General features: G+C 71.1%; 23 protein-coding genes. 14 read left to right on the forward strand and 9 right to left on the reverse strand.

What is annotated here, in order from left to right; genetic code table 11:
• Positions 1-13: 13 nt before the first annotated feature.
• Complete coding sequence (locus ACZ48Y_RS06840; RefSeq protein WP_464739738.1) at positions 14-274, reverse strand: hypothetical protein; 261 nt, start codon at positions 272-274, stop codon at positions 14-16.
• A 44-nt stretch (positions 275-318) separates the two neighbouring features.
• Positions 319-870, reverse strand: coding sequence for a hypothetical protein (locus ACZ48Y_RS06845; protein WP_464739740.1), 552 nt, complete (start codon positions 868-870; stop codon positions 319-321).
• A gap of 22 nt (positions 871-892) precedes the next feature.
• On the opposite strand from ACZ48Y_RS06845, the gene ACZ48Y_RS06850 reads away from it, so the two are divergent.
• Positions 893-2,203, forward strand: coding sequence for a variant leucine-rich repeat-containing protein (locus tag ACZ48Y_RS06850; protein WP_464739742.1), 1,311 nt, complete (start codon positions 893-895; stop codon positions 2,201-2,203).
• 1 nt (position 2,204) lies between these two features.
• Here the strand turns inward: ACZ48Y_RS06850 and ACZ48Y_RS06855 are convergent, their stop codons facing one another.
• Together ACZ48Y_RS06855 and ACZ48Y_RS06860 are read right to left on the reverse strand one after the other, a co-directional pair.
• Positions 2,205-3,281 (reverse strand): hypothetical protein, encoded by a 1,077-nt coding sequence (locus ACZ48Y_RS06855; RefSeq protein ID WP_464739744.1) that lies wholly within the window; start codon positions 3,279-3,281, stop codon positions 2,205-2,207.
• A gap of 14 nt (positions 3,282-3,295) precedes the next feature.
• Positions 3,296-3,982: an SDR family NAD(P)-dependent oxidoreductase gene (locus ACZ48Y_RS06860; RefSeq protein ID WP_464739746.1), complete on the reverse strand. Its 687-nt coding sequence runs from the start codon at positions 3,980-3,982 to the stop codon at positions 3,296-3,298.
• Positions 3,983-4,043: 61 nt separating this feature from the next.
• Here ACZ48Y_RS06860 and ACZ48Y_RS06865 point away from each other — a divergent pair, with 61 nt between their 5' ends.
• Complete coding sequence (locus ACZ48Y_RS06865) at positions 4,044-5,660, forward strand: long-chain fatty acid--CoA ligase (RefSeq protein ID WP_464739748.1); 1,617 nt, start codon at positions 4,044-4,046, stop codon at positions 5,658-5,660.
• Between the two features lie 22 nt (positions 5,661-5,682).
• On the opposite strand, the gene ACZ48Y_RS06870 is transcribed toward ACZ48Y_RS06865, so the two are convergent.
• Positions 5,683-6,117, reverse strand: coding sequence for a CBS domain-containing protein (locus ACZ48Y_RS06870; protein WP_464739750.1), 435 nt, complete (start codon positions 6,115-6,117; stop codon positions 5,683-5,685).
• A 50-nt stretch (positions 6,118-6,167) separates the two neighbouring features.
• On the opposite strand from ACZ48Y_RS06870, the gene ACZ48Y_RS06875 reads away from it, so the two are divergent.
• From ACZ48Y_RS06875 to tsaE, 6 genes are read left to right on the forward strand one after another with little or no spacing between them, the layout of a single operon-like run.
• Positions 6,168-7,034, forward strand: a complete 867-nt coding sequence (locus ACZ48Y_RS06875) for a nitrilase-related carbon-nitrogen hydrolase (protein ID WP_464739752.1) — start codon at positions 6,168-6,170, stop codon at positions 7,032-7,034.
• A complete protein-coding gene (locus ACZ48Y_RS06880; RefSeq protein WP_464739754.1) occupies positions 7,031-7,885 on the forward strand; it encodes an NAD+ synthase in 855 nt (284 codons plus the stop codon). The genes ACZ48Y_RS06875 and ACZ48Y_RS06880 overlap by 4 nt, the downstream gene beginning before the upstream one ends.
• Positions 7,882-8,301 (forward strand): hypothetical protein, encoded by a 420-nt coding sequence (locus tag ACZ48Y_RS06885; protein ID WP_464739756.1) that lies wholly within the window; start codon positions 7,882-7,884, stop codon positions 8,299-8,301. Before ACZ48Y_RS06880 ends, ACZ48Y_RS06885 begins: the two co-directional genes overlap by 4 nt.
• Positions 8,298-8,909 (forward strand): DUF502 domain-containing protein, encoded by a 612-nt coding sequence (locus ACZ48Y_RS06890; protein ID WP_464739758.1) that lies wholly within the window; start codon positions 8,298-8,300, stop codon positions 8,907-8,909. Before ACZ48Y_RS06885 ends, ACZ48Y_RS06890 begins: the two co-directional genes overlap by 4 nt.
• A gap of 4 nt (positions 8,910-8,913) precedes the next feature.
• Positions 8,914-11,187 carry a coiled-coil domain-containing protein gene (locus tag ACZ48Y_RS06895; protein WP_464739760.1) on the forward strand — a complete coding sequence of 758 codons (2,274 nt, stop codon included), beginning with the start codon at positions 8,914-8,916 and terminating at the stop codon, positions 11,185-11,187.
• Positions 11,184-11,612 (forward strand): tRNA (adenosine(37)-N6)-threonylcarbamoyltransferase complex ATPase subunit type 1 TsaE, encoded by a 429-nt coding sequence (tsaE, locus tag ACZ48Y_RS06900; protein ID WP_464739762.1) that lies wholly within the window; start codon positions 11,184-11,186, stop codon positions 11,610-11,612. The genes ACZ48Y_RS06895 and tsaE overlap by 4 nt, the downstream gene beginning before the upstream one ends.
• Here tsaE and ACZ48Y_RS06905 read toward each other — a convergent pair.
• Together ACZ48Y_RS06905 and ACZ48Y_RS06910 are read right to left on the reverse strand one after the other, a co-directional pair.
• Complete coding sequence (locus ACZ48Y_RS06905; protein ID WP_464739764.1) at positions 11,578-12,459, reverse strand: P1 family peptidase; 882 nt, start codon at positions 12,457-12,459, stop codon at positions 11,578-11,580. The two genes, tsaE and ACZ48Y_RS06905, sit on opposite strands and share 35 nt — an antisense overlap.
• 9 nt (positions 12,460-12,468) lie before the next feature.
• Complete coding sequence (locus ACZ48Y_RS06910) at positions 12,469-13,209, reverse strand: cyanophycinase (RefSeq protein ID WP_464739766.1); 741 nt, start codon at positions 13,207-13,209, stop codon at positions 12,469-12,471.
• A 57-nt stretch (positions 13,210-13,266) separates the two neighbouring features.
• On the opposite strand from ACZ48Y_RS06910, the gene ACZ48Y_RS06915 reads away from it, so the two are divergent.
• Positions 13,267-13,863, forward strand: coding sequence for a TetR/AcrR family transcriptional regulator (locus ACZ48Y_RS06915; RefSeq protein WP_464739768.1), 597 nt, complete (start codon positions 13,267-13,269; stop codon positions 13,861-13,863).
• Positions 13,860-14,354 carry a CarD family transcriptional regulator gene (locus ACZ48Y_RS06920; RefSeq protein ID WP_464739770.1) on the forward strand — a complete coding sequence of 165 codons (495 nt, stop codon included), beginning with the start codon at positions 13,860-13,862 and terminating at the stop codon, positions 14,352-14,354. Before ACZ48Y_RS06915 ends, ACZ48Y_RS06920 begins: the two co-directional genes overlap by 4 nt.
• 43 nt (positions 14,355-14,397) lie before the next feature.
• On the opposite strand, the gene ACZ48Y_RS06925 is transcribed toward ACZ48Y_RS06920, so the two are convergent.
• Complete coding sequence (locus tag ACZ48Y_RS06925) at positions 14,398-15,546, reverse strand: pyridoxal phosphate-dependent aminotransferase (RefSeq protein WP_464739772.1); 1,149 nt, start codon at positions 15,544-15,546, stop codon at positions 14,398-14,400.
• Positions 15,547-15,604: 58 nt separating this feature from the next.
• Here ACZ48Y_RS06925 and ACZ48Y_RS06930 point away from each other — a divergent pair, with 58 nt between their 5' ends.
• From ACZ48Y_RS06930 to hisG, 4 genes are read left to right on the forward strand one after another with little or no spacing between them, the layout of a single operon-like run.
• Positions 15,605-16,438 (forward strand): ferredoxin--NADP reductase, encoded by an 834-nt coding sequence (locus tag ACZ48Y_RS06930; protein ID WP_464739774.1) that lies wholly within the window; start codon positions 15,605-15,607, stop codon positions 16,436-16,438.
• 2 nt (positions 16,439-16,440) lie between these two features.
• Entirely contained in the window at positions 16,441-17,103 is a 663-nt protein-coding gene (locus ACZ48Y_RS06935) for a DNA/RNA nuclease SfsA (RefSeq protein WP_464739776.1), read from the forward strand.
• Positions 17,100-18,014: an ATP phosphoribosyltransferase regulatory subunit gene (locus tag ACZ48Y_RS06940; RefSeq protein WP_464739778.1), complete on the forward strand. Its 915-nt coding sequence runs from the start codon at positions 17,100-17,102 to the stop codon at positions 18,012-18,014. Before ACZ48Y_RS06935 ends, ACZ48Y_RS06940 begins: the two co-directional genes overlap by 4 nt.
• Positions 18,011-18,625, forward strand: a complete 615-nt coding sequence (gene hisG / locus ACZ48Y_RS06945) for an ATP phosphoribosyltransferase (RefSeq protein ID WP_464739780.1) — start codon at positions 18,011-18,013, stop codon at positions 18,623-18,625. Before ACZ48Y_RS06940 ends, hisG begins: the two co-directional genes overlap by 4 nt.
• On the opposite strand, the gene ACZ48Y_RS06950 is transcribed toward hisG, so the two are convergent.
• On the reverse strand, positions 18,582-19,328 hold the full coding sequence (locus ACZ48Y_RS06950; protein ID WP_464739782.1) for a 3-keto-alpha-glucoside-1,2-lyase-like domain-containing protein: 747 nt from the start codon (positions 19,326-19,328) through the stop codon (positions 18,582-18,584). The two genes, hisG and ACZ48Y_RS06950, sit on opposite strands and share 44 nt — an antisense overlap.
• Between the last annotated feature and the right edge of the window lie 14 nt (positions 19,329-19,342).

The following is a 19,342-nucleotide window of genomic DNA, read 5'->3' on the forward strand; positions in this document are numbered from 1 at the left end:
GCTCCGGGCCGTTTTAGAGCAGCAAGATCGGCGCGCCGACCTCGCGGACCTCGGCGGGAACGGTGGGGTGAAGCCCCCCGGGGAGATAGAGCACGCCCTCGTGGTAGAGGCTCGGGAGCGGGACGAGCTGGTAGCGCGAGGCGTCGAGCCCGGCCTCCTCGGCCGCTTTGAGGTGCGCGGTCAAGAGCGATTTGGCCGCGCCGTTCGGGTAGATCGCCACCGGAACCTCCCGCACCCCGTTGTTGACGAACAAGACCAGGAACCGCTTGTGCACCCTCAGACCACCTCCAGGGCCAAGGGTAGGAAGGGGCGCGCTGATCAAGGGGTATATCGGACCTGGATCAGGCGCTCGCTTCCCGGGAGGGGGCGGCGGTAGGGGGTCCTCTGGCCGCTCGAAAGGTAGTAGAGATCGGCCCCGAGCTGGGCGGCGGCGAGCGTCATCGCCGCGGCCATGACCTTGGTCCCCCCGGTCATGTCCACCGCGAGGGGCCGGGGAAGGGCTTCGGCGGCGTTCCGGGCGGCGTCGACGATCAAGAGCAAGTCGTCGGCAGGGATGCGCCGGGCCTCGACCCTGACCCCGGGGAGGAGGGCCGTCAAGTGCGGGAGATGGCGCTCGGTCTCCCGGGTCGCGAGGGCGATCACCGCCTTCGAGCCCAGCAGCCGGGCGGCGATGGCCACCGCCTCCACCTTCTCCCCCAGGGTGTGCAGGCTCGCCGCGTAGTGCTTTTGCCCGTGCTGGCGGAGGAGGTAGGCGAGCTCACGCGGAAGGACCTCCGCCAGGTAGAAGCGGTCGGCCAGCGCCAGGCCGACCTCGTCGGCCAGGGCGGTGTAGACGGCCCAGGCCTCTTCGAGCGCTGCCGGCGGTCGCATCCGCCTCATTAAACTTGAAAGCGTGCCCGATGCCTCCTTATGGCTGAGCCGGCCGGTGATCTTCGGCACGCGCCGGGTCTCCAGCGGCCGCGCCCTGCTGCTCGCCCGCTCGGCCAAGCCCGGGCTCTATTTGGTGATCGGCGAGGCGGGCGCGGGCAAAACCGCGTTTTTGGCCTATCTGGCGCGGGGGCTTTTCGCCTACCAGCTGCGCCACCGCCACTGCCCCGCGCCCTATCCCGCAACAAGGGCGCCGGACGCCACCTGGCGGGCCACCGAGCCCCTGCGCCGCCGTTGGGTGGTCCTGGTCGAGGGCGGCCACCCCGCCGACTGGGCCGAGGTCGCCCGGCGCCATCCGGTCTTCGTCGCGGTGGATCCGGGTACGGCGGAGGTCCAAGACCCGCCCGGACTCCGGGCGCAGCTGCATTTGCCGGTGCTGAAGCCGGATGAGACCCGGGCCTTTCTCTTTCAGCTGGCGCGAAGGCTCAAGCGCCGCTTCGCGGCCCGCCCGCCGCGGCAGCGGCCGAGCTGGGCCCGAAGCTACCTGCGGCCGGAGGCCGAGCTCTTCGCCTGGGCCGAGGCCAGCACCGAAGCCCTTTGGACGCCGCCCTTCCTCGGGTTCTCCCTGCCGCTCTTCCTGCACTTTTGGAGCGAGGCCTTCCCGCCTGGCCGGCCCTTTCCCAGGCGGCTGGCGGCGTTGATCGAGGCCATCCTCGAGGCCCTCTTCGAACACGCGGGGCTTCGCCCGGACCCCCGGGCGCTCGCGGCGCTGGCAGCGCTCGGACCCTCCGAGCGCTGGGCGGCACGGCAGCTCGAAGCGGCCGGCTTGCTGGAGGCGGTCCAGGCGCTGGCCCAAACGGGCGTCGTCCGGCGCTACTGCCCGGACTGCTGGGGGTTTTCCCACCCGGTCTTCGCGGCCTACTTCAGGCCCCGTCGAACGCCCGGTCCGGAGGACGACGCCTTTGCCTGGCTCCTCTACCTGGAGGCCCTTCCCGAGGCCGAGCAACGCCGGGCCCTCCTCGCCCTCGACTGCCGCCGCGCCCTCCTGCTCGCGCGTAGACTGGGGATCGTGCTCGGGGAGCTCTACGAACGGCTCTGCCGCGACCTGGAGGAAAGGCCCGGCGACCGGGTGCGGCTGGCCCTGGACCCCTGGACCCCCTACGAGGTCCTGGAACGGCTGGCCCAGGACCCGCTCTTGCGCTGGGCGGTCGCGGCCAACCCGGGGGCACCGGCCGAGCTGCTGGAGTGGATCGCCGAGCAGGCCGAGCATGACCCCCCGCACGTCCGCGAGGGCCTGCGCGCGGTGCTCCGGGGCAATCCCGCCTACCGGCGTTGAGTCAGGCCTGATCCAGCTCGTCGAGCACCTCGTACAGGGAGAGGCGAATCTCGCGTACCTGATCGGTCAGGTTCGTGCTGGCGTCCTGCGCCAGGTAGACCCCGACGGCGGCCCCGCGCAGGGCCACCAGCATCATCGCCGCGCTCATCGCCGCGGTGCCCATGGTGAGGTTGAAGACGAAGTCCGCGGAAGCGCGGGCGAGGTCGGCGTCGTACATCCGGTTCAGCGCCCGGCGCAGCCCCGGCACGTCCCAGGAGGGCACCAGCTCGCCCCGGTCGTCGTGCACCTCGCGCCAGGCGATGCGCCCCTCTGCGGCGAGCTTGGGGTTGAGGGCCCTGGCCATCTGCTCGAAGAGCGCCTGATAGATCTTGGCCTCGCCGGCGTCCCCCCACGTGTCCTTGCCCAGCAGCAAATCGAGCTGTTCCAGGCTTTCGAACCTGGGGTTCGCCAGCACCGCCAGAATGGGGAGGAAGTTCACCCGCTCCAAGCAGTCGCCGTCCTTCAGGCAGAGCTTGTTGTGGGCCAGGGCCTCGCGCACCGCCTCCGGCGTGCGGTAGGCCTCGAGCAACGCGGCTTTTTCCTGGTCGGTCAAGCGGCGCTTGGGGCCGGGGAGCTGCATCTTGCTGACCCAGCTGACCAGACGGCGGCGCCTCGGCCTGGCCTCGAGGTCCAGCTGGCGAAACAGCAAATCCGCGGCGAGCAAGAGCGCGATCACGTAGGAGAGCGCGCCCAAGGTCAGAAAGAATGCCTGTTCCTTGATGCCGTCGGCGAACCAGGCGAAGAGCGCCACGCCGACGCCGACCACCAAAGCGACCGTGTACCAGCTGAAATCCGCCTCGCCCCGAATCGCCCGCCGGAGGTGATGGCGGAGATGCGTCGAGAAGGCCCGCGGCACGTCGGGAGCGATGCGCTTGAACGCCGGATAGGTGTACGCGACGAGAGCAAACGCCAGCGCCACGGACACGAAAAAAAAGTTCTGGTAAGCCTTGCCCGGAAACCCGAAGAGGGCGAGCGGTGGCGCCAGGAGGGCCAGCCAGAAGAGCACCCGGGGGTTCTCGACCGCCGTTTTTAGGTCCACGTGCAGATTCTAGCCTACCAGGGAAGCGGCTTGCCCTCGCCCTCGAAGAAGCCCCCGGTGGGGCCGTCGTCGGGCAGCGTGGCCGCCCAGACCAACGCCCGCGCCCCCTCCTCGGGGGGGAGCGGGGCCTCGGGACCGCCCATCCGGGTCCGGACCCAGCCGGGGTGGACCGCGTTGACCAGCACCCCGGTGCCCGTAAGCTCGGCCGCCAGCACCCGGGTGATCATGTTCAGCGCCGCCTTGGAGGTGCGGTAGGCGAGGTAGCCGGGACCGGCCTTGGCCAGCGAGCCCATGATCGAGGAGACGTTGACGATGCGCCCGTAGCGCTGGCGCACCATCATGGGGGCGAAGGTCTGGGCAAGCCGGAGCGCGCCCAGGGCGTTGACCTCCAGGGTCGCCCGCACCTTCTCGATGGGGACCGAAACGCCGGGCACCTCCCGGTCCAGGAACACCCCGGCGTTGTTGATCAGGGCGTCGAGCCGGCCGAAGCGGCTGGCCACGAAGTCCAGCGCCAGCCGGGCGTCCTCCTCCCGGGTCACGTCGAGCACCAGGGGCACCGCCCCCATCGCCTCCGCCGCGGTCTCGATCGCCAGCCGGTCGCGCCCGGCGGCGATCACCCGGTAGCCCCGCGCGATCAGCGCCCGGGCCGCGGCCTCGCCGATGCCGCGGTTGGCACCGGTGATCAACGCCACCCTTTCCATCGGCTCCTAGAATAACCGAACCGCACCGCCTATACTGAGGCCCGACAGCAAAGGAGGCAGCATGCAAGGGCAGATGATGGACGACCCGCTCACCCTACCCCACTTCCTGGACCGCGCGGAGCGGCTCTTTCCCAAGGTCGAGATCGTGAGCCGCATGCCCGACCGCTCGCTGCACCGCTACACCTACGGCGACTTCGCCAAGCGCGCCAAGAAGCTGGCGAACGCCCTGGTGCGGCTGGGGCTGCGCGAGGGGGACCGGGTCGGCACCCTGATGTGGAACCACTACGCCCACCTCGAGGCCTACTTCGGCATCCCCCTCACCGGGGGCGTCCTGCACACCCTGAACCTGCGGCTCCATCCCTCGGACCTGGCCTACATCATCAACCACGCCGAGGACCGCTTCCTCATCCTCGACGACGTCCTCCTCCCGCTCTGGGAGAAGGTCGCGCCGCTGGTCGAGACGGTCGAGAAGGTCATCGTCGTCCCCCTCACCCAGCAACCGGTGCCCGAGGGCTTCGTGGACTACGAAGCGCTGATCGCCCCCGAGCCCGAGGCCTTCACCTCCCCGGTCAAGGACGAGAACCAGGCGCTCGGCATGTGCTACACCTCGGGGACCACCGGACGCCCCAAGGGCGTGGTCTACAGCCACCGGGCGATCGTGTTGCACGCGCTGGTCTCGGCCCTACCCAACGCGCTGAACCTCGCCCAGGACGACGTCATCCTGCCGGTGGTGCCGATGTTCCACGTCAACGCCTGGGGCCTGCCCTTCACCGCCACGATGATCGGCACCAAGCAGGTCTTCCCCGGCCCCTACCTGGACCCCGAGAGCCTTCTGGACCTCTACGAGCAGGAGCGGGTGACGGTGAGCGCGGGGGTGCCGACGATCTGGCTGGGGATCCTCGAGGCCCTGGAAAAGGCCCCCGGACGCTGGAACCTGGTCCCCGGCCTGCGCATGGTCGTCGGTGGCTCGGCGGCCCCGGAGGGGATGATCCGCGCCTTCGACAAGCACGGGCTCAAGGTGGTCCATGCCTGGGGCATGACCGAGACCTCGCCGCTGGGCACCGCCAGCTACCTCAAGAGCTACATGAAGGACTGGCCCGAGGACCTGCAGTACACGTACCGCGCCAAGCAGGGCCTGCCGGTGCCGCTCGTCGAGATCCGGGGCTGGAACGACGAGGGGGAGATCCCCTGGGACGGGGAGACGATGGGCGAGCTCCAGGTACGCGGTCCCTGGGTCGCCGCCAGCTATTACAACCTTCCCGAGGGCCAGGACAAGTGGACCGAGGACGGCTGGTTCCGCACCGGGGACGTGGTGACGATCGACCCCGAGGGGTACATGGAGATCGTCGACCGCACCAAGGACCTGGTCAAGTCCGGCGGCGAGTGGATCAGCTCGGTGCAGCTGGAGAACGCCTTGATGGGCCACCCCGCGGTCAAGGAGGCGGCGGTGATCGCGGTGCCCCACCCCAAGTGGCAGGAGCGGCCGCTCGCGGTCGTCGTCCTGCGGGAGCCGGGCAGCGTCAGCGAGGAGGCGCTCAAGGCCTACCTCGCCGAGCGCTTCGCCAAGTGGTGGGTCCCGGACCGGGTGGTCTTCGTCGAGGCCATCCCGCGCACCTCGGCCGGCAAGTTCCTAAAGGCCAAGCTGCGCGAGCAGTTCAAGGACTTCCGCTGGGACTAGGGGCGGCACCGGCCGCCCCTTCCTACGAGCGGTCGCCGTGGATGTAGTTGGTGAGCTGCTCGATGGTGAACTGCTGGTTTTCGATGATCGCCTTGACCACGTCCCCGATCGAGATCAGGCCCCCGAGCCTCCCCTCCTCGATCACCGGCAGGTGCCGCACCCGGCGGTCGGTCATGATCGCCATCGCCTCCTCGACCGTCTGGTCGGGGCGGATGTAGATGAAGTTCGGGGTCATGATCTCCCGCACCCGCGTCTCCTTGGAGGAGCGGCCCTTGAGGATCACCTTGCGCGCGTAGTCGCGCTCGGTGATGATCCCCACCGGGCGGCCGTCCTCGACCACCACCAGGGCCCCGATTCCCTTGTCGGCCATGGTCTGGATCGCGTCAAAGACCCGGGCGTCGGGGGAGATCGTGTAGACCTCGCGCCCTTTCTTGTCCAAGAGCTGCTTGATCGTCATCACCGGCTCCTTTCCGCTTCCAGGCCAGTATACCCGCTAAACTGGGGCCAATGGTCCGCCACGCCGTGCTGCAGCTCAAGCCCGAAAAGGGGCAGATCACCCGCAACCTGGCCCACCTCGAGGCCGCGCTCCGGGCCCTGCAAGCGGACGCCCCGGAGGTCGTCGTCCTCCCCGAGGCCTACCCCACCGCCTACTTCCTCCAGGGCGGGGTGCGTGAGCTGGCGATGACCGCCGACGACCTCGAGGCCCGCCTGATGGCCCTGCACGCGCGGGTTTGGGAGGGCCCCTTGGACCTGGTGATCGGGTTCTACGAGCTGGATCCCAAGAGCGGCAACTACTACAACAGCGCCGCCTACCTCGAGCTCGGAGGACGAGGGCTCTTGCACCTGCACCGCAAGGTCTTCCTGCCCACCTACGGGGTCTTCGACGAGGAGCGCTACCTCTCCCGTGGCCACGAGGTGCGGGCCTTCGAGACCCGGTTCGGGACCGCGGCGATCCTGATCTGCGAGGACTTCTGGCACTCGATCACCGCCACCATCGCCGCCCTCGACGGGGCGGAGGTGATCTACGTCCCCTCCGCCAGCCCGGCCCGCGGCTTCACCGAGCGCCTCCCCGCCAACGCACGGCGCTGGCGCGCCCTGGCCGAGAGCGTCGCCGGCGAGCACGGGGTCTTCGTGGCCCTGGCCAGCCTGGTGGGCTTCGAGGCCGGGAAGGGGATGACCGGCCACAGCCTGGTGGCCTCCCCGGAGGGGCGGCTCCTCGCTGAGGCCCCGGGCTTCGAGGAGGCCGCGCTGATCGTGGACCTGGACCTCGAGCGCATCCCCCCGGTGCGCTACGAGAGTCCCCTGCTCGCGGACCTGAAGACCGGGCTGGGGCTCTTGTGGAACGACCTCGAGCGGGTCAAGGAGGGGCTATGAAGAAGCACTACGGCACCCCCGGCGGGGCCACGCTCGCGCTGGACCTCGAGGCCACCGCGGACTTCCTCACCCGGTTCATCCGCGAAGAGCTGGCCTGGCGCGGCTACACCAAGGGGATCGTCGCGGTCTCCGGGGGGGTGGACTCGGCGACCACCCTGGCGCTCGCGGTGCGCGCGCTGGGGCCGGAGAACGTCCACGCGGTGGCGCTGCCCCACCAAGAGAGCAGCCCGGCCTCGCTGGAGGACGCCCGCCTCGTCGCCGAGACCTTCGGCGTGGAGCTCGAGGTCATCGACATCACCCCGATGGTCGAGGGCTACGCCCAGCTGCGCCCGGACCTCACCCCCTACCGCAAGGGCAACGTCAAGGCCCGGGCGCGGATGATCGTGCTCTTCGACCTCTCCGCGGCTTACCACGCCCTGCCGCTGGGGACCGGGAACAAGACCGAGCGACTTTTTGGCTACTTTACCTGGCACGGCGACGACAGCCCCCCGATCAACCCCCTCGGCGACCTCTACAAGACCCAGGTCTGGGCCCTCGCCGAGCACCTCGGGGTCCCCGAGCGGGTGATCAAGAAACCCCCCACCGCGGACCTCGAGCCGGGCCAGACCGACGAGGCCGACCTGGGCCTGGCCTACCGCCGCGCGGACGTCATCCTCGAGCACTACCTGAAGGGCTACCCCGACGCCTACATCGAGCGCCTCGGCTACACCAGAGAGGAGATCCAGCGGGTCAAGGCCCTGGTCAACCGCACCCACTACAAGCGCCACCTGCCCACCGTGGCGGTGGTCTCCAACACCGCGATCCACGAGTTCTACCTGCGGCCCCTGGATTTTAGGATCGAGCTCGAATGAGACGGCTTTGGCCTGCCCTCCTCCTGCTGCTTGCGGCCTGCGCCCCCACCCTGACCGGCGAGGCCCCCCCGCCGGCCACCGCCGCGCCCGGGGTGCTCACGGTCAAGAACGGCAAGGGCGAGATCTTCCTCAACACCGACCTGGGCCTGGTGGCCCCCGCGGGGAGCGTCCTCTTTGCCCAGAGCTACCAGGGGGCGGCGAGCGAGAGCCGCTTTACCCATCCCTGGCCCTTCGAGCGGCTCTTGGCCTGGCTCAAGGCCGAGCTCGAGCGCCTGGGCTGGCGCCTCGTCGAGGCCTACGTCTGGGAAAAGCCACCGCGCTATGAAGCCAAGCTGATCCTCGAAAAGGACGGCGCCCGGCGGGTGGTGCGGCTCCGGCTCGAGGACGGCCGCTACCGGCTCAGCGTCCAGCCATGAGGCTCGAGCGCTACTTCCTCACCGGCCTGGCGGCGCTCTTGCCGCTCTTCGTCACCCTCTGGCTCCTGGGCTGGGTCTACGCCCAGTCCCTGGCCCTCTTCAGCCGGCTGCTCGCCCTCTTCGGGCTCAAGCTCCCGCCCGTGCTGGCTCCCTGGCTGCCGGTCTTCGGCCTGGCCCTGGCCGCGGTCCTGATCACCCTCTTCGGCCTCTTCGTCTCCAACTGGCTGGGGCGGCGGCTGGTGGAGGCGGTCGAGGGGTTGTTCGAGCGCCTGCCCCTGATCGGGGAGATCTACCGGGCCATCAAGCAGGTCTCGAGCAGCCTCTTCTCCCCCAAGGAGATGCACTTTTCCCGGGCGGCGCTGGTCGAGTACCCGCGAAAAGGGAGCTACGCCCTTTGCTTCGTCGTGCAGCCGGTCGGGAAACGGCTGCCGCCCCTGCCCGACGGCCACGTGGTGGTCGTCGTCCCCACCAGCCCGATGCCCGCGTCGGGGTTCGTCCTGATCGTCCCCGAGACCGAGCTGATCCCCTTGAAGATCCGCGTCGAGGACGCGCTGCGCTTCGTGGTCAGCGTGGGGTTCATCCTTCCCGGGGAAGAGTCCGTAAGATAAGGCCGTGCAGCCGAACGCGCTCGAGGCCGCTCTGCGCCCGCTCCTCAAAGACCGCACCGAGGCCGTCTTCGCCGAGGGCGAACAGCGTCTCAAGAAGCCCCGAACCGCCTGGGAGAAGGGCGAGGTCGCCCAGTTCTTAAAGCGCGTGGTCTTCCCCGCGCTGCAGTTCGAGCTGCCCGCGCCCCAGGCCCGGGCCGAGGTCGAGCGGCTGCTCAAGGCCCTCGAGGGCGGCGGCGACGTCGAGGCCCGCCTCGGCGCGCTGGAGGCCGCGGCGCGGCGCTTCGCGCTCTTTTTCGACTGGCCGGAGGCGCTGCGCTTGAGGCGCCTGGTCGCCGGGCTGCGGGAGGAGTGGGACGAGGCCCAGGCCGCCGAGGCCGAGGCGGTGGTCGCCGAGCTCGAGGAGATGCTGGAATCCCGGCTGGTCTCCCAGGAAAAGGCGATCGCCGAGCTGAAGGAGGTCGCCCGCCGGGTGGAGAAGGTCGGCGGGCGCAAGGTGCGGCGGCTGCAGATGCTCCTGCGCGAGCTGGAGTTCGCCCAGCAGGAGGGGATCCTGGCCCAGGCCGAGCTGGAGGAGGCCCAGGGCCTGGCCCACGAGCTGGCGAAGCTGGTCGAGTCCTCGGCGATCGACCCCGGGGAGACGCTCGAGCTGGACCTCGACTTCGACCTGGACCTCGAGCTCAGCCCCGAGCAGGCGGACCGCCTCAAGGCGCTGGACCTCGAGGAGGAACGGCGCCGCCTGACCCGGCTCAAGGAGCGCTACCGGGTGCTGGTCGCGCGCCCGGAGTTCGCCGAGCGCGTGGAAGCGCTCGAGGCACGGCTGAACGCGGGCAGCCTGGTGGGGCCGGAGCTCGAAGCCCTCGAGGCCGAGCTCCGGCGGGCCTTCCAGGAGCTCCTCGCCGAGGCTCGGGCGCGGATCGAGTGGGCCGGCGAGCGCCTGCGCCAGCTGGGCCACCCCCCGGCCCTCACCGCCCAGCTCGCGGCGCTCCGCGAGGCCCTGGAAAGGGGCGTCTACCCCGAGGGGCTGGACGAGCTCGAGGCCGAGCTCGCCGCGCGGCAGCAGGCCGAGGCCCTCAAGGACGCGGTGGAGGCGAAGGCGGAGGCCCGCCGGGAGGAGGCCCGCCACCTCCTCGAGGAGGCCGGGGAGCGCCTCCCCAACGCCCTGCGCGCGGCGCTCGAACGGGCCCTGGAAGAAAGGACGCTGGACGAGGGCCTCTTCGAGGAGGCCCGCAAGGCCTACCTCGCCGGCCTGGAGGACCGCGCCGCGGCGATCAAGGCCCGGATGGCGGCCATCCCCAAGGACCACGCCGACACCACCCCGATCGAGGCCGCCCTGGCCAGCGGCCGGCTGGACGACGCCGAAGCGGCCTTAAAGGCCGCCGAGCGCCAGGCCCAGGAGGCGATCCGCAGGGCGATCGACGCCCTCAAGGAAAAGGCCCGGCGCTTCGACGTCTTGCTCGAGGAGATCGGCGAGGCCGAGGCCCGGCTCGCCGAGGGGCACTGGCCCTCGATCGAGGCCTTGAAGCTGCGCCTGGAGACCGAGGTCGAGCGCAAAAAGCGAACCGCCCGCGCCCAGCTTTCGCGCCTCAAACGCGTCGCCGCCCGCTACCAGGGGCTGGGGGGCGAGGCGTTGATGGAACAGCTCAATGACGCCGAGGCCCGGCTCGCCGACGAGCTCCCCGACCTCGAGGCCCTGGAGGCCGAGGCCCGGGCCCTGGCCGAGCGCCGGGAGGCGCTCAAGGCCGAGCTCGTCGCGCGCTACCAAAGGGCGCAGGAGGCCTTCGAGCGCTACCGCGACACCACCGGCGAGACCCGGAGCCGCGCCGGGGCGCTGATGCGCTTTCTGGACGCGGGTTTTTCCCGGATCGAGCGGCTCGGGACCCAGGGCCTCTTCGAGCTCAAGCGCGGCCTCGAGGAGGTCGAGGGGCTGCTCGAGCAGCTCGCCGCCGAACACGCCGCCGCCCGGGACCTCGCCGCCGAGCTCAAGGGGGTGGACGTCGACGCCCTGCTGGGGGTCTTCGACGTCGAAACGGCGCCCCTGCCCCCGGGGTTCCGCCGCGGCCGGCTCGACGCTTTGGGCCTCGAGGGCGAGGTCCAGCTCAACGAGTCCGCGCTCCGGGAGTGGATCCGCGCGGCCAGGGCGCTCGACCCCGAGGCCAGCCTCCTGGTCCTTACCGGTGGATCGGAGGCGGTCGTGGTGCGCCGCGCGGAGGACCACGAGGAGATCTACGCCGGCCCCCGCGCGGCCCTCTTGGAGCTCCTGCGGCGGTTGACGCCATGACCCTCGAGCTTCCTGACGAGGCCGCAACCCGGGCCCTGGCCCAGCGCCTGGCCCGGGCCCTGCCCCCGGGGACGGTGATCCTCCTCAAAGGCCCCCTGGGGGCGGGCAAGACCACCTTCGTGCGCCACCTCGCCGAGGCCCTGGGCTTTTCCGGCCGGGTGACGAGCCCCACCTACACCCTGATGCACGCCTACCCCACCCCCGAGGGGACGCTTTTGCACGTCGACCTCTACCGCCTCGAGGACCCCAGCGCGGCGATCGCGTTGGGGCTCTTGGACGCAATGGACGAGGCCCGGCTGACCGCGATCGAGTGGGGGGACGAGGCCCTCTTCCCCGACGCGCTGGTCCTCACCCTCACCCCGACCGGCGAGACCCGCCGCCGGGTGGCGATCAAGAACCCCGACCCGGAGCGGATCCGGCTCTAGCGGCGCGGCGGATCGCCTCGGCGGTGGCCTCCTGGGCCAGCGTCACCAGGAGGCCCAAGGGGGCCTCGGGCCCGACGCCGCTGCTGAGGGCGAAGGTCGCGTCCCCGTCCCAGGGGGTGTGCGAGGGGCGCACCGCGCGCCCGATCGCGGCGTGGGCGGCGTCGGCGATGAGCTTGGCCTGGGGTTTGCTGAGGGGGGCCTCGAGGCCGATCGCCACCAGGGTGGTGTTCTCAAGCGCCCGCCCCAGCGCCGCCCGCGGCCGGCCGTGGCCCGCGATCAGGCGCCCGGCCTCGTCGTAGACGTCCCCCACCGGGTTGACCACGGCCAGCGCGGCCACCCGCACCGCCCCCTCCGCGACGAGGGCGCTGCCCTGACCGGTGGGGACCGGCGTCGCGTACTTGCCCGCGCTGGCCCCGGCCCCGGCGCCCACCGCCCCCTCCGGCACCGGCGCCCGCGAGGCCGCGCGGGCCGCGAGGTAGCCGGCCTCCAGGTCGGGCCAGACCGGCGCTCCCAAGAGGAGGTCGTAGATCACCGCGGCGGCGACGATGGGGATCGGCCGCACCCGGGTGGTGTGGCCCACTCCCTCCTCGGCCAGGCGCCGGGCCACCCCGCTCGCGGCCTCGAGGCCCAGCGCCGAGCCCCCGGTGAAGACCAGGGCGTCGAGGTGCGCGACCGGCTTTTCAGGGGCCATGAGCGCGGCCTCGCGGCTCCCCGGGGCGGGCCCCAGAAAGCTCGCCGAGGCCACGAACCCCGCGCCCTCGGCGCGGATCACCGTGACCCCGGTGCGGTGCTTGGCGTCGGTCCAGACCCCGACGCGAAAGCCCGAAAGGTCGGTCAGTCCTCCCATGCCCCGAGCCTAAGCCCCGGGGCCGTAGGCGGGCACGGCGAAGCGCTCGCCGGCGGCGAGCAGGTCCACGTTCAGGTTGCGGATGCTCCCCGCGCGCACCTCGCTGGCCTCGGCCGCGAGCCGGGCCACCCGGCCCTTTTGCACCCAGGCCTCGCCCTTGGGGCTGACCCAGACCGCGCTGCCCCGGGGCAGGCCCAGCCCGGTGAGGTCCGGCTGGGCCGCGGTGGCCTCGGCCAGCGCTAAGAAGCCCTGGGGCCGTTCGAAGCCCGGCAGGGCCACGACCCCGGGCATGAAGCCGAGGCCGTAGCTAAAGCCAAGCCGCTCCTCCAGGGGCAAGACCGCGGTCGCTCCGAGGACCCCGCTGGCAGCGCCAAAGGCCCCGACCATCCCCCCGGAGAGCACGACCTCCACCAGGGCATGGGCCAGCCGGCTTCCCGAGAGCAGATCCAAAAACCGATCCAGGGCGCTCGAGGCCAGCCAGACCAGCGGGGCCCGGGCCACCCGTTCGGCGAGGGCCGGGTCCTCGGCCATCGCCCGCTTCTTCAAGACCAAGACCCCCACCGCCTTGGCCAGGAGCGCCCGGCGGTAGACCTCGCGCCAGGCCTCGGCCTGGTCGGTGAGCTCCTCGGTGACCAAGAACAGCGCGAGCCCGCCCGCTCGGCCAAGCAGAACCTGCTCGAGGTCCGAAAGTTCGCCGGTCAGGGGGTCGCCGCCGCCTGTGAACACAAAACCACCCAACTGCTTGGCCATAGACACGCTAATTATACAGCGAAAAGCCGGGGAATGCGTATTTTATACGCCTTTCTCATGAAAACTGCGGGGAGGTATGCTACCCTTAGATGCGTGACCCTTGCGGCCCGGAACGCCGATAAACGCACGCTCATCCTCGAAGCCACCCTCCGGGTCCTCAGGGAACGTGGCCTCAGCGGACTCAAAATCGAAGACGTCGCCAAAGCGGCGGAGATCGGCAAGGGGACGGTTTACCTCTACTTTCGCGACAAGAAGGAACTCTTGCGCGAGCTGGTCGAGCTGCGCACCTTGGCGTTCTACGCCGACGCCGAGGCCATCACCCGCGAGGAGGCGCCGTTTTTCGAGCGCCTGGAGCGGCTCTTGGCCCGCCGCTTCGCGTTCATCGAGGAGTGGCGCGGGCTCTGGGCGGCCGTGGCGTCGGAGGCCGTGGAGGGCGATAAGGAGGCCTGGCTCAAGGGGCTGCACGAGCGCTACCAGCGCATCCTGGAGCGCTTCATCCAGGCCGGGATCGAGGCCGGCGAGCTGCGCCCCCTCGACGCCCGGATGGCCGCCGCGGCCCTGGCCTCGATGGGCTGCAGCCCCCAGCTGGAGCTACCCCGGGCGCCGTACCTGAAGACGCTGGTGGAGATCTGGAAGAAAGGAGCGGGTGCGTGAAGGAGTACCGTCCAGGAGACAAAGTCGTGCTCCCCCCCTACGGGGTGGGGGTCGTCGCGGGCATCGCCCGGCGCAAGGTCGGGGGAAGCCCTCGGGCCTACTACACGGTGGAGTTCCCGGGAACGCGGTCCAAGGCCTTCGTACCGGTGGACGCCCCCGCCAAGGTCGGCCTGCGGCCGGCGCTGACCCGGGACGAGGTGCCGCAGATCCTCGACCGCTTGAAGAATGGCCGCCTCCCCTTGCCCAAGCAGTGGGCGGCGCGGCACCGGCGGGTCACCGAGATCCTCGCCGAGGGCGACCCCTACCGCATCGCCATCCTCGCCGGTCAGCTGCACGCCTGGGAGGTCGAGCGCGGCCTGCCGGACCTCGACCGCCAGGCCTTCCGCCGGGCGATCAACCTCCTCGCCGAGGAGGTGGCCCAGGCCCTCGAGGTCACCCTCGAGGCCGCCCGGGAGCTCTTCGAAGAGGCCTGGATGGAGGTCTTGAACTAAGCGCGTTCGGTCCGGGGCGCGGGGTGCTGTGCACCCCGCGCCTTCACATCAGGGCGGCGATCCGGGAGAGCGCCTCGGCCAGGTGTTCGTCGCTCGTCGCGTAGCTCATGCGCACGTGCCCCGGCGCCTTGAAGTCGGTCCCCGGCACCACCGCCACCCGCGCCTCCTCGAGCAGCCGGGTCGCCGCCACCAGCTCGTCCTCGGCGATGGGGCGCACGTCGGGCATCACGTAGAAGGCCCCCTTGGGCTCGGGGACGGAAAGCCCCAGCCGCCGCAACCCCTCGACGAAGAACCGCCGCCGCCGGTCGAAGGTGGCCCGGGCGTGGGCGATGAAGGCCTGGCTCTCGGGGTTCTCCAGGGCCTCGATCGTCGCCCACTGCACGAAGGTCGTGGGGTGGGTCACGGACTGGCCCTGGATCTTGGTCATCGCCTCGATCACCGGCTTGGGTCCGGCGGCGTAGCCCAGCCGCCAGCCGGTCATCGCGTAGGTCTTGGCCACCCCGTTGACCGTGATCGTGTGCTCGGGGGCCACCCGCCCCGGGGAGAAGTGGGCCCCCTCGTAGACCAGGTGCTCGTAGATCTCGTCGGAGACCAGGTAGAGGTCGTGGCGCACCGCGAGCTCGGCCAGCGCGCGCAGCACCGCCTCGGGGTAGACGGCCCCGGTGGGGTTGGACGGGCTGTTGACAACGAGGGCCTTGGTGCGCGGCCCGATCGCCCGCGCGACCCGCTCGGGATCGGGCACGAACCCCGCCTCGGCCTCGCTGGGCACGACCACCGGCACGCCCCCCGCGAGCTCGATCTGGGCCGAGTAGGAGACCCAGTAGGGAGCGATCAGCACCACCTCGTCGCCGGGGTCCAAGAGGGCCTGGAAGAGGTTGTAGAGCACCCCCTTGCCCCCCACCCCGACGGTGATCTGGTCCGGCGCGTAGTCGAGGCCGTTCTCCCGGGCGAACTTTCGGGCCAGCGCCTCGCGCAGCTCGGGGATCCCCGCCGGGGGGGTGTACTTGGTCTTCCCCGCCTCCAGCGCCCGCACCGCCGCGGCCTTGATGTGCGCCGGGGTGTCGAAGTCCGGCTCGCCGGCGGTGAGCGCGATCACGTCCACCCCTTGCCGGCGGAGCTCGAGGGCCTTGGCGTTCATCGCCACCGTCGCCGAGGGTTTGAGCGCGCGCACCCGCGCCGAGAGATCTCGCATGCCCAAAGTATAAGTTTGCAAGCCCGAACCTGGTAGGCTGGGCGATTGGGAGTTTGACATGCACGAAGAACAACGCTGGTGGGAGGCGCTGCGCGAGACGCACTACAACGCCACGGTGGTCAGCCGGGATCGGCTTTCCGAGAACTACATCCTGATCCGGGTGGTGACCGACACCCCCCGCCCCACCTTCTCCGCCGGCCAGTACACCACGCTGGGGCTCTTTGGCTTCGAGCTGCGGGTGCCCTACGCCCTGCCCGACCGCAAACCGGCGCCGCCGGAGAAGCTGATCCAGCGGGCCTATTCGATCGCCTCGGCGCGCGACGACACCCGGGAGTTCGAGTTCTACCTCTCCCTCTACCGCGAGGGGCAGCTCACCCCGCGCCTCTTCCAGCTCCGCCCCGGGGACCGGCTGAAGGTCGGCGAGCGCATCGTCGGGGCCTTCAAGATGTCCGAGGCCCCGGCGGACAAGAACATCCTGATGATCGGCACCGGGACCGGGGTGGCCCCCTTCATGAGCTTTTTGCGCTCCCACGTGCACCAGGCCACCCACCCCCGGGTGGGGCTGGTGCAGGGCGCGGCGACGCTGAACGAGCTCGCCTACTACCCGGAGCTGCGCTTCATGCACCGCGCCTTCCCCCACTTCGCCTACCTGCCTACCCTGACCGAGCCCCGGCCGAGCTGGCTGGGGCACCGGGCCTGGATCGAGGACCTGCTCGCCGAGGGGGTGATCGAGGCCGAGACCGGGATCCCCCTGGACCCCGAAACGACCTACGTCTACCTCTGCGGCAACCCGCGGATGGTGGAGAACGTGATGCGCTTTCTGATCGAGGAACGGGGCTTTGAGCGGCACACCGGGCGGCACCCCGGCCAGCTCTTCATCGAGGAATACTAGGGGTGGCCCTCGACCGCCGCTTCCCCCCGACCCGGCCGGCCCGCTTCGTGGCCCGGCCCAACCGCTTCGTCGTCCTCGCCGAGGGCGAGGGGGGCGAGCAGCTCCGGCTGCACCTCGCCAACTCCGGGCGGCTGGCCTGGCTGCGCCCGGGGACGCGGCTCTTGTTCGTGCCCAAGACCACCCCCAAGACCCAGGGGCGGGTCCTCCTCGCCGAGGACCGGGGGGCCTGGGTCCTCCTCGATTCCAGCCAGGCGGAGGCCGCGCTCGAGGCCCTGGTCCCGCGCCTCGGCTACCGCTTTCTGGCCCACCAGCCCCGCTACGCGAAGGGCCGCTTCGACGCCCTGGTCGAGGACCGGGGGCGGCGCCGGCCGCTGGAGATGAAGTCCGCGACCAAGCTCGAGGGCAGCCTGGCCTGCTTTCCCGACGCCCCCAGCACGCGGGCCAGAAAGCACCTCGAAGGGCTGCGAGCGAGCGGGGGGATTCTGGTCTTCGCCCTCTTGCACCCCAAGGCCCAGGGATTCTTCCCCTGCCCCGAGGACCCGGCCTTCGCCAAGGCGCTCGCGGCCGCCGTCGCCGAGGGGCTCGAGGTCCACGCCATCGGCACCGAGATCCACCCCGAAGGGTTTCGCTGGGCGGACCCGAGACCCGTATACTTTTCCCGATGAGGGCGGAGGGGACGCGGGTCTACCTGGGCGACGAGGCCCGCCGCCGCGAGCGGCTGGTCCAGGCCCTCGGCCGCCTCTTCGCGGCCCACGGCTACGATCCGGTGGAGGTGCCGGTGCTCGAGCCCGCGGACCCCGAACACCCCCTCTACGCCCGGGCCTTCAAGCTCGTCGACAAGACCGGCGAGGTGCTGATGCTGCGCAGCGAGTTCACCACCGCCCTGGCCCGGGCCCTGGTCGCCGAAGGCCAGGCCGAGGCCCCGGGGCGCTACCGCTACGTGGGCAAGCTCTGGCTGCGCGAGGCCAGCGCCGAGGTGGGACGGCTGCGCGAGTTCACCCAGGTCGGGGTGGAGCTCGTCGGGATCTCCAGCCCCGAGGCCGACGCCGAGCTTTTGAGCCTGGCCTACGCGGCGCTGAACACCGCCGGGGTGCGCCAGGCGGTGATCGAGGTGGGCCTTCCGGCCTTCGTCCACGACGTCCTGGAGGCCGCGCGCCTGCCCGAAGCCGAGTGCGAGGCCCTGCGCCGGGCGCTGGACAAGAAGGCGGTCCCCGAGCTCGCCAGCCTCCTCGACCGCTTCGGGGTCCAAGGGCGGGTGCGGGCGGCGATCCTGGCCCTCGCCGACCTCTACGGCGGCGAGGAGGTGCTCAAGGAGGCCCGGACCCACGCCCTCTCGGAGCGCGCCAAGCTGGACCTGGACTGGCTCGAGGCGGTGCGCGCCCGCCTCCCCGACGTGCCCTTGATCTTCGACTTCGGCATGGCCCGGCGCTTCGACTACTACACCGGGCTGACCTTCCGCGCCTACACCCCAGACTTCGGCCTGCCCCTGCTCGGCGGCGGCCGCTACGACGGCGGGCTGCTGCCCTTCGCCGCCGGCTTCGCGCTGGGGCTGGAGCGGCTGATGGAGGCGGGATGAGGCTGGTCGTCGCCCTCCCCAAGGGCCGGCTCCTGGAGGCCAGCCGCCAGACGCTGGCCGAGGCCGGGCTCCGGCTGCCCGCCCCCGAAGGCCGCCAAATGCACCTCGAGGGCGAGGACGCCGAGCTCATCCTGGTGCGCAACGCCGACGTCCCGGCCTACGTCGAGCTGGGCATCGCCGACCTCGGGGTGGTCGGCAAGGATAACCTCGAGGAGGCCGGGCGGGATCTCTACGAACCGGTGGACCTGGGGTTCGGCGCCTGCCGGCTGAGCCTGATCCGCAAGCCCAACGACCGGCGGCCGATCCGCCGCGTGGCCACCAAGTACCCCCGCGTCACCGAGCGCTGGCTCAAGGCCGAGCGCATCGCCGCCGACGTCATCAAGCTCCACGGCAACGTCGAGCTGGCGGTGCTCGTCGGGCTCGCCGACGCGGCGGTGGACATCGTGGAGACCGGCACCACCCTGCGGCAGGCCGGCCTCGTCGAGGTCCGCCCCCTGCTCCACAGCAGCGCCCGGCTGGTGGTCAACAAGAGCGCCCTCAAGGTCAAGGCGGCGCGGATCAAGCCGCTCATCGCCCGGTTGCGGCAAGCGGCGAAAAGCGCCAGGCGCTGATCCAGAACGTGCGGCCGTAGCGGCTGGCCTGAAGGCCGAAGCCGCCCCGGGCAAACGCCGGGTCGGCGTCTTGGACGTCGGCCAGGACCTCGCCGTCGACGGTGATCGTCACCCCGTCCTCGCGGCACTCGGCGACCAACCGGTGCCAGCGGCCGTCGTCGCGGGGTCCGGAGATCTCGCGCCGGGCGACGACCGTGCGTTCTTTGCCGATCTGCTTGTAGAGCTTGGCGTCCCGGCCATAGACCTCGAGGACGTAGGCGTGGGCCCCCTGGCCGTTGATGTTGGCGTAGACCCACCACTGGTCGTCCTTCACCTTGAACGTGACCTCGGCCCGGTAGTTCTTCCAGTCCTCCGCCCCGGTGACCAGCGCCGCCAGGCCCCCGCCCCCGCCCCAGGGGTAGCGGATCACCGCCGCCTTCTCGCGTTTTCCGTCGGGACCGACCGCCTCGGCGACGTAGGCGATGTCGTTGTGCGCCTCGCCGGACGCGAGCCAAAGGCGGTAGGCCCCGGGGTTAGCGAGCGGCAAGAGCGCCCCCACCGGGTAGCCCTCGAAGTCGTCGGCAAAGGGCAGGGCGTTCCCCGGGAGCAGTGCCAGGTGAACCTCGGGCTGGGGCAGCGCCGGGGTGGGCACCGCGACCTGAACCTTCGGCGCGCAGGCGCCGAGCACGAAGAGCAAGCCGGCCAGCAACCAGGACCTCGACATGCTTTCCCCCTTCA

This window comes from Rhabdothermus arcticus (genome assembly GCF_055382915.1).

Coding starts and splice junctions, on each gene's coding strand:
- ACZ48Y_RS06870 (WP_464739750.1), bottom strand. CDS start 6,117: ATGACGATCAAGCAGCTCTTGGACAAGAAAGGGCGCGAGGTCTACACG.
- ACZ48Y_RS06910 (WP_464739766.1), bottom strand. CDS start 13,209: ATGGCCAAGCAGTTGGGTGGTTTTGTGTTCACAGGCGGCGGCGACCCC.
- ACZ48Y_RS06865 (WP_464739748.1), top strand. CDS start 4,044: ATGCAAGGGCAGATGATGGACGACCCGCTCACCCTACCCCACTTCCTG.
- ACZ48Y_RS06875 (WP_464739752.1), top strand. CDS start 6,168: ATGGTCCGCCACGCCGTGCTGCAGCTCAAGCCCGAAAAGGGGCAGATC.
- ACZ48Y_RS06930 (WP_464739774.1), top strand. CDS start 15,605: ATGCACGAAGAACAACGCTGGTGGGAGGCGCTGCGCGAGACGCACTAC.
- ACZ48Y_RS06860 (WP_464739746.1), bottom strand. CDS start 3,982: ATGGAAAGGGTGGCGTTGATCACCGGTGCCAACCGCGGCATCGGCGAG.
- ACZ48Y_RS06905 (WP_464739764.1), bottom strand. CDS start 12,459: ATGGGAGGACTGACCGACCTTTCGGGCTTTCGCGTCGGGGTCTGGACC.
- ACZ48Y_RS06890 (WP_464739758.1), top strand. CDS start 8,298: ATGAGGCTCGAGCGCTACTTCCTCACCGGCCTGGCGGCGCTCTTGCCG.
- hisG (WP_464739780.1), top strand. CDS start 18,011: ATGAGGCTGGTCGTCGCCCTCCCCAAGGGCCGGCTCCTGGAGGCCAGC.
- ACZ48Y_RS06885 (WP_464739756.1), top strand. CDS start 7,882: ATGAGACGGCTTTGGCCTGCCCTCCTCCTGCTGCTTGCGGCCTGCGCC.
- tsaE (WP_464739762.1), top strand. CDS start 11,184: ATGACCCTCGAGCTTCCTGACGAGGCCGCAACCCGGGCCCTGGCCCAG.
- ACZ48Y_RS06940 (WP_464739778.1), top strand. CDS start 17,100: ATGAGGGCGGAGGGGACGCGGGTCTACCTGGGCGACGAGGCCCGCCGC.
- ACZ48Y_RS06880 (WP_464739754.1), top strand. CDS start 7,031: ATGAAGAAGCACTACGGCACCCCCGGCGGGGCCACGCTCGCGCTGGAC.
- ACZ48Y_RS06950 (WP_464739782.1), bottom strand. CDS start 19,328: ATGTCGAGGTCCTGGTTGCTGGCCGGCTTGCTCTTCGTGCTCGGCGCC.
- ACZ48Y_RS06915 (WP_464739768.1), top strand. CDS start 13,267: ATGAAAACTGCGGGGAGGTATGCTACCCTTAGATGCGTGACCCTTGCG.
- ACZ48Y_RS06845 (WP_464739740.1), bottom strand. CDS start 870: ATGCGACCGCCGGCAGCGCTCGAAGAGGCCTGGGCCGTCTACACCGCC.
- ACZ48Y_RS06925 (WP_464739772.1), bottom strand. CDS start 15,546: ATGCGAGATCTCTCGGCGCGGGTGCGCGCGCTCAAACCCTCGGCGACG.